At 47.4% G+C, this 9,587-nt stretch carries 12 protein-coding genes; all 12 read left to right on the forward strand.

The genetic code is table 11. The annotated features are described in order from the left end of the window. The first annotated feature begins 1 nt into the window (after position 1). The gene (gene spoIIIAF, locus A4U59_RS10600) at positions 2–631 is read left to right on the forward strand and encodes a stage III sporulation protein AF (protein ID WP_070120712.1); all 630 of its coding nucleotides are present in this window, start codon (positions 2–4) and stop codon (positions 629–631) included. Then, positions 632–1,294, forward strand: a complete 663-nt coding sequence (spoIIIAG, locus tag A4U59_RS10605) for a stage III sporulation protein AG (RefSeq protein ID WP_070120713.1) — start codon at positions 632–634, stop codon at positions 1,292–1,294. A gap of 12 nt (positions 1,295–1,306) precedes the next feature. Beyond that, positions 1,307–1,900 carry a SpoIIIAH-like family protein gene (locus A4U59_RS10610; RefSeq protein ID WP_070120714.1) on the forward strand — a complete coding sequence of 198 codons (594 nt, stop codon included), beginning with the start codon at positions 1,307–1,309 and terminating at the stop codon, positions 1,898–1,900. Positions 1,901–2,107: 207 nt separating this feature from the next. Then, positions 2,108–2,284 (forward strand): hypothetical protein, encoded by a 177-nt coding sequence (locus tag A4U59_RS21355; protein WP_157888165.1) that lies wholly within the window; start codon positions 2,108–2,110, stop codon positions 2,282–2,284. Between the two features lie 316 nt (positions 2,285–2,600). Next, the gene (gene accB / locus A4U59_RS10615) at positions 2,601–3,122 is read left to right on the forward strand and encodes an acetyl-CoA carboxylase biotin carboxyl carrier protein (RefSeq protein ID WP_211274925.1); all 522 of its coding nucleotides are present in this window, start codon (positions 2,601–2,603) and stop codon (positions 3,120–3,122) included. Between the two features lie 13 nt (positions 3,123–3,135). Continuing rightward, entirely contained in the window at positions 3,136–4,488 is a 1,353-nt protein-coding gene (gene accC / locus A4U59_RS10620) for an acetyl-CoA carboxylase biotin carboxylase subunit (RefSeq protein ID WP_070120715.1), read from the forward strand. A 22-nt stretch (positions 4,489–4,510) separates the two neighbouring features. Beyond that, on the forward strand, positions 4,511–4,909 hold the full coding sequence (locus tag A4U59_RS10625; RefSeq protein ID WP_070120716.1) for an Asp23/Gls24 family envelope stress response protein: 399 nt from the start codon (positions 4,511–4,513) through the stop codon (positions 4,907–4,909). Positions 4,910–5,442: 533 nt separating this feature from the next. After that, positions 5,443–5,835 (forward strand): transcription antitermination factor NusB, encoded by a 393-nt coding sequence (nusB, locus tag A4U59_RS10635; protein ID WP_070120718.1) that lies wholly within the window; start codon positions 5,443–5,445, stop codon positions 5,833–5,835. 59 nt (positions 5,836–5,894) lie between these two features. Continuing rightward, positions 5,895–6,761: a bifunctional methylenetetrahydrofolate dehydrogenase/methenyltetrahydrofolate cyclohydrolase FolD gene (gene folD / locus A4U59_RS10640; RefSeq protein WP_070120719.1), complete on the forward strand. Its 867-nt coding sequence runs from the start codon at positions 5,895–5,897 to the stop codon at positions 6,759–6,761. Next, positions 6,761–8,110 (forward strand): exodeoxyribonuclease VII large subunit, encoded by a 1,350-nt coding sequence (xseA, locus tag A4U59_RS10645; RefSeq protein ID WP_070120720.1) that lies wholly within the window; start codon positions 6,761–6,763, stop codon positions 8,108–8,110. The genes folD and xseA overlap by 1 nt, the downstream gene beginning before the upstream one ends. Further along, complete coding sequence (locus A4U59_RS10650; protein WP_070120721.1) at positions 8,107–8,349, forward strand: exodeoxyribonuclease VII small subunit; 243 nt, start codon at positions 8,107–8,109, stop codon at positions 8,347–8,349. The genes xseA and A4U59_RS10650 overlap by 4 nt, the downstream gene beginning before the upstream one ends. Further along, a complete protein-coding gene (locus A4U59_RS10655) occupies positions 8,349–9,233 on the forward strand; it encodes a polyprenyl synthetase family protein (protein WP_070120722.1) in 885 nt (294 codons plus the stop codon). Before A4U59_RS10650 ends, A4U59_RS10655 begins: the two co-directional genes overlap by 1 nt. The last annotated feature ends 354 nt before the right edge of the window (positions 9,234–9,587 follow it).

Raw genomic sequence — 9,587 nt, forward strand, 5'->3', positions numbered from 1 at the left:
GATGGCTTTTTTAACCGAATGGATATCCAACATTATTTTGTTCATTCTGCTGGCAGTGATCATTGAATTGCTCCTTCCCAATTCAACGTTTCAGAAATATGCCAAGATGGTCATCGGTCTTTTGCTGATCGTGATGATTCTTGCTCCGGTGCTGAAAATCCTCTCCTTGAATCCGGATGATGTGGTTGGCAATATTACAGTTCTATCCTCAATGAACGATGCCGGGATAGAAAATGCAACCGAAAAAAAGAAAAAAGAAATACAAGCCCGCCAGCGTGCATATATTTTAGAACAGATGGCTGTCCATCTCGAAAAAGAAGCGGAAGGGGAGTTGATGGAAAAGTTTGGATTTCAGATTGACCGTATCGATCTGGCCCTTGACGAATCCGCAGCTGACCTGGAGGAATCGGAAAAATGGATCCAGAAAGTGACCGTTCACCTGGCTCCGGCAGATTCCGGCGGGATATCCAAGATGAAGGAAGTTGAAACAGTTTCCATTGACATCGAACATTCAAATAACAGCATAAAGCCGCCTGAAGAAAAGGGAATGGATGAAATCGCTGCCAGTCTGGCCCAAATATGGATCATCCCTGAAGATAAAATCGAGCTTGTCAAAGAAGGGGGGAAGTAAATGGGGGATAATGAGAAAAAGCGGGGGTTCAGCCTGAAAGCATTCTTGCCCGGGCAGGAGGCTGAAGGACACGGCACAAGGCGCTCGCCGATCCGGTATTTGCTAGTGATTGCAGCTGTTGGAGCCGCGCTGATGCTGGCGGGGAATTTTTTATCCGAAAGCGGGGAAAATGCGGCTGACACAGAACCTTTTCCGGTCTTGGGAGCAAAAGAACCTGAAGACAAGCCGGCATTCGGCAATGGGGGCGGCAAGGAACCGGAGTCGATCACTGACTATGAAAACCGCTATGAAAACCAGCTGAAAGAGACGCTCCAGGAAATAACAGGCGTAAGTGATGTCACTGTCCTGGTCAATGTGGATGCGACTGAAGAAAAAATACTTGAAAGAAATCGTGCAACCCAGAGCCAGCATACAGATGAAAGCGACCGTGAAGGCGGTAAGCGGAAAGTGGAGGATCAATCACTTGATGAACAGACCGTCATTATACGTAAAGGCGATGGTGAAGAGCCGATCATCCTAAAGACGATGAAACCTGAAATACGGGGGGTAGTCATCGTGGCAAAGGGAGCAGATAACATAAAAGTGAAAAAGTGGATTGTGGAAGCTGTGACAAGGGCGCTCGATGTGCCGGCTCATAGAGTAAGTGTATTGCCTAAAAAGTAAGGGGGAGAGTGGATGATTTTGAAGAAACAAACGGTATGGTTGCTTACAATGCTAAGCCTGGTAGTTGTTCTGTCGGTTTACTACATCACTTCACCGGAACAGGAAGACCCTTTTGCAATGGATGATGAAAAAGCGGAAGAGCAGGCTGCCAAAGAGGCGGAAGCTGATGCGGGAGCGGTGGATGATGTAACGGTGAAGGAAGCGGACAAAGCTCCAGCGGAAAGCGCGGAAGGCGTAGACATCAGCGGAATTTCAACGGATGAAGCCTTCACGGCATTGCGGCTGGAAATGGAAACTCAGCGTTCTCGAGTGATCGAAGACCTGGAGGCAATTGTAGCTTCGGCCGATCAGCCGGTTGAAAAGAAGAATGAAGCGTATGAAGAGATGCAGGAAATCAGGGCAATGGCTTCAAAAGAAAGCATTCTTGAAACGATGATCCGCACGAAAGGATATGAGGACGCACTAGTAAATGCTGAAGGGGATCAGGTGCGAGTAATCGTCAAAGCAAAAGAGCATTCAAAAACCGCTGCGGTTGATATTATGAAACTGGTGGAAGAAGAATTCGGGGGGAAACTGGTTGCTGTCGAATTTCAGCCTGTAAACTGACAGAAGGTGCCGGCACAATGCCGGCGCTTTTTTTTTCGATATTGGTGGAAATTGTCAACAAGGGAATATTTCGGCGCTGCTGCAAATTTACAGAAAATAGATACGGGCAACTATGTCTCTGTCTTCGCCTAAAGGCTCGCCAATCAGCGGTTTTTGTGTTGCTAGTGGAGCGGATTAGCTGCGGCGTGAAAAACAAGGAGTTTCGGCGTGAAAGTGGGGATGTACGGCGCGAAACAGTCACTCCGGCGTGAAAGTCGAGCTGTTGGGCATGAATCCGGGGATATTGTGCGTGAAACACCTATAGTTCGGCGTGAAAGAAACGGGAATCCGCGTGAAAGTGCACCCGCTAGAGTGCGGCTGTCCGTGTACGGCGTGAAAAGCTGAAGGTATAGCGTGAATGGACAGACATCCGGCGTGAAAAAAACTCCTTTCTGCGGGTATCCCCCGCTTATGCGTACGCCGCTAAGCTGGCGCCTGATCCTTTTCCCAATCTCTGTATATAAGGGCGCCCCATCCAGTTTTCCTAAGGCCGGTTTCCCGGAAAATTTCTGAAGTGCTTTCAAAAAATTCTGTTTTCGTGTAGATTTGTATATAGAAGAACGGGTGAATTGAAAATACATATCACTCTGTCGTAAAATGTAAGATATGCTATTAATACCTGTTAATAATATTTCCTTCATGAGAAAAAGGAGTGGGCAAAGTGATTAAAATCCAGGAAATCAGAGAACTGATTCGGTTAATTGACCAGTCAAGCATTGATGAATTCAAGTATGAAGCAGATGGAGCAAAAATTAAAATGAAAAAGTACAGCGGAGCAGTCCGAACCGTTGTAACGGAAAGCGAATCCAATCCTGCACAAGCACCCGTCGGGGAAGAGCAGGCTCCACCTCAGCCATCTCAGCCTGCAGCAGCACCAGCAGAAGCGCCGGCCAAGGAGGCCAAGCCGGAAAAGCAGCCTGAACCGCAGCCAGCCGATGAAAATTTACATACGATTGAATCCCCGATGGTCGGGACCTTTTATGCTTCTCCGTCCCCTGATGCAGACTCATATGTAAACGTAGGCGATTCCATTGAAGAAGGTTCGGTTGTTTGTATCGTTGAAGCGATGAAACTGTTCAACGAAATTGAAGCGGAAGTAAAAGGCGAAATTGCAGAAATCCTTGTCGAAAATGGCCAGCTTGTTGAATACGGGCAGCCGCTGTTTAAAGTAAAGCCTGAATAGGAGCGTTAACGATATGATACGAAAACTATTGATTGCCAATCGCGGAGAAATTGCTGTTCGGATTATCCGCGCAGCGAAAGAACTGGACATCAAAACAGTAGCCGTGTTTTCTGAAGCGGACAAAGACGCCCTGCATGTCCAAATGGCAGACGAAGCATACTGCATAGGTCCAACCGCTTCCAAGGACAGTTATTTGAATTTCACCAACATCATGAGTGTAGCAACTCTTCGGGATGTCGATGCGATTCATCCAGGCTATGGCTTTCTCGCAGAAAATGCCGATTTTGCTGAAATTTGCCGGGAATGCAATGTCACTTTTGTCGGTCCGAGCCCGGAAGCTATCACAAAAATGGGTACAAAGGATGTAGCCAGGGAAACGATGCGTGATGCGGGCGTTCCTGTCGTTCCTGGCTCTCGCGGAATTGTTGAAACGAACGAAGCAGCGGTTGAACTGGCCGAAGAAATCGGATACCCGGTCATCATCAAAGCGACAGCCGGCGGCGGCGGCAAAGGGATCCGCGTCGCAAGGGATGAAAACGATCTGATCAAAGGGTTGAATATTACGAGACAGGAAGCGGCTACGGCCTTTGGCAATCCGGGTGTTTATATCGAAAAATATATCGAGGATTTCCGGCACGTTGAAATACAGGTGTTGGCGGATAAGCATGGGAATACAATCCATCTCGGAGAAAGGGACTGTACGATTCAGCGCAGGCTCCAAAAGCTGGTGGAAGAGTCCCCGTCGCCAGTCCTTGATGAAGATATGCGCGCCGAGATGGGGGAGGCCGCCGTAAAAGCTGCGGAAGCAGTGGAATATACAGGGGCCGGAACTGTGGAATTCATATATGACCATAACAATAAAAAGTTTTATTTCATGGAAATGAATACCAGGATCCAGGTTGAGCATCCTGTTACTGAACTTGTAACAGGTGTCGATCTCATCAAAGAACAAATTCTTGTGGCTTCCGGAGAAAAATTGCCTTATAAACAGGATGAGATCACATTCACAGGGTGGGCCATCGAGTGCAGGATAAATGCTGAAAATCCGAAAAAGAACTTCATGCCTTCCCCGGGGAAGATCAACATGTATCTTCCGCCTGGCGGTTTTGGCGTCAGGGTTGATTCTGCCGTATATCCAGGCTACATGATTCCTCCGTTTTACGATTCGATGATTGCCAAACTCATCACATACGGCAACACGCGTGATGAAGCAATCAGCCGAATGAAACGGGCACTCAGTGAATACCTTATTGATGGCGTGGATACGACGATTCCGTTCCATCTTCGTCTTCTTAATCACAAAAAATTCAACGAAGGGGACTATAATACCAAGTTCCTTGAGATGTATAATGTGATGGAAGACTAAAAATTAGTGGAGGTGTGCTTCTATGAGCGAACAAAATCTTTTAAACATGAGTAATACACAGGATCTCGGGAAAGTGGAAATCGCTCCTGAGGTTATTGAAGTGATTGCAGGCCTTGCTGCTTCAGAGGTTGAGGGAGTTGCATCCATGCGGGGCAACTTTGCTGCAGATGTCATTGAAAGACTCGGCAAGAAAAGCCACGGCAAAGGTGTCAAAGTGGAGCTCAGCGAAAACGGCATTACAATTGATGTATTTGCTGTTATGAAATTCGATGTAAACATCCCTGAAGTCGCAAGACAAATTCAGGAAAATATCCGCCAGACCCTGCTGAACATGACGGCGCTTGAAGTGGAAGAAATCAACATCCATGTTGTCGGCGTTCAGCTTGAGTCCAAAAAACTTGCAGAAGACGTGACAGAATAAAGGAGGGCTATGCCTTCCTTTTTCTTTTGTTTTTGGCTGCGGCGGGTTTCATAGGTAATGAAAGACTGGCCATTGTGTCTTGCAAAAGGAGAGCTGATTTTCCGCTGGAGATATCCGCTTTCGCACGCAGCACAGATGCAGCATCCGGTCGGATTCACGGTGTCTTCTGTGCTGCGGAGCAGGCGGCGAGCCTTATCACAGCCGTGTCCGCAAGGGCTTTCCTGTAGACGGATGAGAGAATATTCTCCAGGAATTTATAATAACAATAATATTTATAAAACGGCCTGATGATAACTGGAGTTAAAACCGCTGATTTCCGTCCCTTGCAGCCAAACGAGGTCCTGAAGCAAGAGGGGCTTCTGTCTGGAAAGGGCACCTTCCTGCGAAGCCCTTCACATCCATCCACTGCCAAGCTAGGCGCCCTTGGGTTTCTAAATTCAACAATTTCGGACAAACTGTACGCGGAAATCATATTTATGCTATTATCATGTATGATAAGAGTACTATAGCAGGTTATAAAGGAGTCATAACTGATGAAAAGAAGGATAGCGAGAGAAAAAGCAATCCAGGCTTTGTTTCAAGTGGATCGAAGTGATATAGAACCTGAAGAAGCACTGGAACATGTGCTTGAAGAAGAGGAAGAGTCGGATGACTTTCTGGAGAGTCTTGTAAGCGGCACGCTCGAAAACAGGGAAGCCATCGATGAAAGGATAAAAGCGCATCTCCAAAATTGGTCATTGGACCGCATTGGCAATGTGGACCGGACCATTTTACGAATGGGCATATATGAAATGCTCTATATTGATGAGATTCCTATGAATGTCACCATGAATGAAGCCATAGAATTGGCAAAAATTTATGGCGATGACAACTCCAGCCGCTTTATAAATGGTGTATTATCAAAAGTGGCCACCTCGCTCAAGTAGAGTTTTACGGGCGATCTGGCTTATAAATAATCAAACATCTTTCTAAGGGGGAAATCACTATGGCAGCAACAATAATCAGCGGAAAAGACCTTGCAAAAGAAAAAAGGGAAGCGATGAAGAATGAAGTGGGGCGTCTGAAGGAAAAAGGAATCGTTCCTGGCCTGGCAGTTATTCTGGTCGGAAACAATCCGGCTTCTCTTTCCTACGTAAAGGGGAAACAAAAAGCCAGCAAAGAGGCCGGCATCCATTTTGTCCTCATTGAAAAGCCGGAATCCATTACCGAAAAAGAATTGCTTGATGAAATCGACCGCTTCAACAATGATGAGTCTATCCATGGTATTCTTGTGCAGTTGCCGCTTCCTCCGCATATAAATGAAACAGCAGTCATTGAAAAGATTGATCCCGATAAAGACGTAGACGGTTTTCACCCGATCAATATCGGCCGGATGATGACGGGACAGGAAGCATTTATCCCTTGTACGCCAGCCGGCATTGTCGAAATGGTAAAATCTATCGATTATCCTATCGAAGGCAAACATGTCGTGGTCGTAGGCCGAAGCAACATCGTCGGAAAGCCTGTCGGCATGTTATTCCTGAATGAAAATGCAACTGTTACATACTGCCATTCGAGGACAGCTGACATGTCCTCTTTCACACGCAGCGCTGATATCCTTGTCGTCGCAGCTGGAAAAATGCATCTTATACAAGCAGAAGATATAAAAGAAGGCGCCGTTGTCATTGACGTAGGAGTGAATCGCATGGAAAACGGCAAACTGACTGGGGATGTTGATTTTGAACGTGCAAAGGAGTCAGCATCATATATCACACCGGTGCCGGGTGGAGTTGGACCGATGACAATTACGATGCTTTTGCATAACACTATCCAGTCTGCGAGAAGGAGCCATAATTTAAAGGATGACCAGTAATGAGTGAGCAGCGCTTTTTAACCGTTACCGCTTTAACCAGGTATATCAAGCGGAAATTTGAAACAGACAGGCACCTGAAAGACATCTGGTTCAAAGGTGAGATTTCCAATTTCAAGCTCCATAACAGAGGTCATATGTATTTCACCATTAAAGATGAGCAGTCCAGAATTGCGGCTGTCATGTTTGCGGGTCAAAACAGGCAGCTGGCATTCAAGCCGGAAAACGGCATGAAAATATTGGTGCGCGGTCAAATATCAGTATATGAACCGATGGGGTCTTACCAGGTATATGTAAAAGAAATGCAGCCGGATGGCCTGGGGAGCCTGTACCTCGCTTATGAAGAATTGAAAAAGAAACTCGAAGCCGAAGGGCTGTTCAAGCCGGAACGCAAAAAGCCCATTCCGGCTGTGCCTTCATATGTCGGGGTGATCACCTCCCCGACAGGCGCAGCTGTAAGGGATATATTCACAACGATCAAAAGACGGTTTCCTGTTGCAGGAATCGTCTTGTTTCCTGTTCTCGTCCAGGGTAAAGAAGCCGCACCTTCCATTGCCTCAGCCATCAGAAAAGCGAATGAAAATGAGTTTCTCGATGTTCTGATCGTCGGCAGGGGAGGAGGATCAATCGAGGATTTATGGGCGTTCAATGAAGAGGTCGTCGCCCGTGAAATTTCGGCATCCCGGCTTCCGGTCATTTCTGCTGTGGGGCATGAAACGGACTTTACTATCGCCGATTTCACCGCTGATCTCCGGGCTCCGACTCCTACGGCAGCCGCTGAACTCGCCGTACCTCATCTGAATGAACTTGCCGAACGTGTAAAGGAAAGGCAAATGCGGTTGTTCCGTTCGGTCAAGGAGTTGGCCGGAAACCGCCGTGAACAGTTGAACAGGCTGCAAAAGTCCTATGCCTTCAAGTATCCTGGACAAATGCTTATCCAAAAAGAGCAGGAACTTGACAGGATGATGGAGCGGCTGGACCGTTCTTTCAAATATGTGCACGAACGAAAATCAGAGAACTTCAAACAGCTCGATAACCGCCTGGCCCGCCAGCACCCGCGGGAACATGTGCTGGCGGCCAGAGAGAATTACGAAAACACCAGAAAGTCGCTTATGAAAGAGTTCAGAGGAATTTTTGAAGATAAACAAGCTGCATTCCAGCAGGGGATTGCACAGCTGAACGCCTTAAATCCGCTTCGTGTCATGGAACGGGGATTCAGTGTCGTCTACAGGGAAGACAGGCTGGTCAAATCAGTTCAATCAGTTAAGGCTGGCGACTCGATTCAAATCAAGATGCATGATGGTCAGCTGGGCTGCCAGGTATCGGACATAAAGGAGGGTGACGGTGAATGAACGATAAAAAGGAAGAATTGACATTTGAACAGGCTATGGAGCAGCTCGAATCCATCGTTAATAAGCTGGAAGAAGGGGATGTGCCGCTGGAAAAGGCCATTGATTATTTCCAGGAAGGCATGAAACTTTCCAAGGTGTGCAACGATAAATTGCAAAACGTTGAAAACCAAATGGATAAGATTGTAAAAGAGGACGGGGAACTTCATCCGTTTTCTTATCAGGAGGATGCAGCGGACTGATGGAAACCCGGCTGAAGGACTACTTTGATAAAAGAAATATAGAAATCGGGCACCGTCTCAACGAATGGATTGAAGAGCTTGAAGCACCGGCTGATTTGAAAAAAGCGATGCTTTATTCGATAAATGCTGGAGGGAAGAGACTGAGGCCGATTCTGCTGTTTGCTACGATGGAGGCATTTGGAAAGGCTGAAATAGCAGGAATGAGGACAGCTGCCGCAATCGAAATGGTGCATACCTATTCACTTATCCATGATGATTTGCCGGCGATGGACGATGATGATTTGCGCAGGGGAAAGCCTACAAATCATATCGTTTTTGGCGAAGCAGCAGCAATCCTTGCCGGTGACGGCCTCCTTACCCATAGCTTTGCGGTGATAGGTGAAGATACAGGTCTGGATGCCGAGAAAAAAGTTAAGCTGATGACGGGGCTTTCCATAGCAGCGGGTCCGGAAGGGATGGTCGGCGGACAGGCTGCAGACATGGAAGCTGAAGGAAAAGTGTTGAATGTCGCCGAACTTGAAAATGTCCACCGGAATAAAACGGGAAAACTGCTCGCATTTGCAGTTGAGGCAGGTGCTATCATCTCAGGGGCAACTGCCAGCCAGCTCGACCATTTTATCCAATTTGCATTGCACTTGGGGCTCGCTTTCCAAATTCGTGATGATATTCTGGACATAGAAGGGGATGAAGCACTTATCGGTAAGCCTGTGGGCAGCGATGAGGCCAATTCCAAAAATACTTATCCAGGCCTCCTTACCCTTGACGGTGCGAAAGAAAGGTGCCGCACCCATCTTGAAAAGTCCCGGCATCACCTTTTGCAAACAGGTACGGACACAAGCCGGTTAGAGGAAATCACGAATTTCATCGGCAGCCGGACGTTCTGAGTGGCGGAGACTTGTTGAGAGCCGTATAAGTATTATGACTTGAGCAATTCGAAGCCTGTAATCGGAGGAATATGAAGGTGAAATCTTACTTTGATGAGCGTGAATTGATTTAAAAAAGTAACATATCGGGAAGCGCTCGTGGAAAGTCCACAACTTGATTTATAGGCGAGGATAAGGAGGGGCTGGCCTTTAAGTGAATCGTATAGGGCCCCCTCCGGGAGGAAAGGTCACCTCCCTGCGGGTACCCCCGCTTATGCGTACGCCGCTAAGCAGGCGCCTTCCGCTTTTCAATTGTCCAGCTGCAGGCGCCAGCGGCTATCGACATAAGCGGTGATCCCCTCCGGGAGGAAGGGT

The sequence above is a fragment of the Bacillus marinisedimentorum genome (genome assembly GCF_001644195.2).
GTDB classification, from domain to species: Bacteria; Bacillota; Bacilli; order Bacillales; family Bacillaceae_O; genus Bacillus_BL; species Bacillus_BL marinisedimentorum.

Coding starts and splice junctions, on each gene's coding strand:
- spoIIIAF (WP_070120712.1), top strand. CDS start 2: ATGGCTTTTTTAACCGAATGGATATCCAACATTATTTTGTTCATTCTG.
- spoIIIAG (WP_070120713.1), top strand. CDS start 632: ATGGGGGATAATGAGAAAAAGCGGGGGTTCAGCCTGAAAGCATTCTTG.
- A4U59_RS10610 (WP_070120714.1), top strand. CDS start 1,307: ATGATTTTGAAGAAACAAACGGTATGGTTGCTTACAATGCTAAGCCTG.
- accC (WP_070120715.1), top strand. CDS start 3,136: ATGATACGAAAACTATTGATTGCCAATCGCGGAGAAATTGCTGTTCGG.
- A4U59_RS10625 (WP_070120716.1), top strand. CDS start 4,511: ATGAGCGAACAAAATCTTTTAAACATGAGTAATACACAGGATCTCGGG.
- nusB (WP_070120718.1), top strand. CDS start 5,443: ATGAAAAGAAGGATAGCGAGAGAAAAAGCAATCCAGGCTTTGTTTCAA.
- folD (WP_070120719.1), top strand. CDS start 5,895: ATGGCAGCAACAATAATCAGCGGAAAAGACCTTGCAAAAGAAAAAAGG.
- xseA (WP_070120720.1), top strand. CDS start 6,761: ATGAGTGAGCAGCGCTTTTTAACCGTTACCGCTTTAACCAGGTATATC.
- A4U59_RS10650 (WP_070120721.1), top strand. CDS start 8,107: ATGAACGATAAAAAGGAAGAATTGACATTTGAACAGGCTATGGAGCAG.
- A4U59_RS10655 (WP_070120722.1), top strand. CDS start 8,349: ATGGAAACCCGGCTGAAGGACTACTTTGATAAAAGAAATATAGAAATC.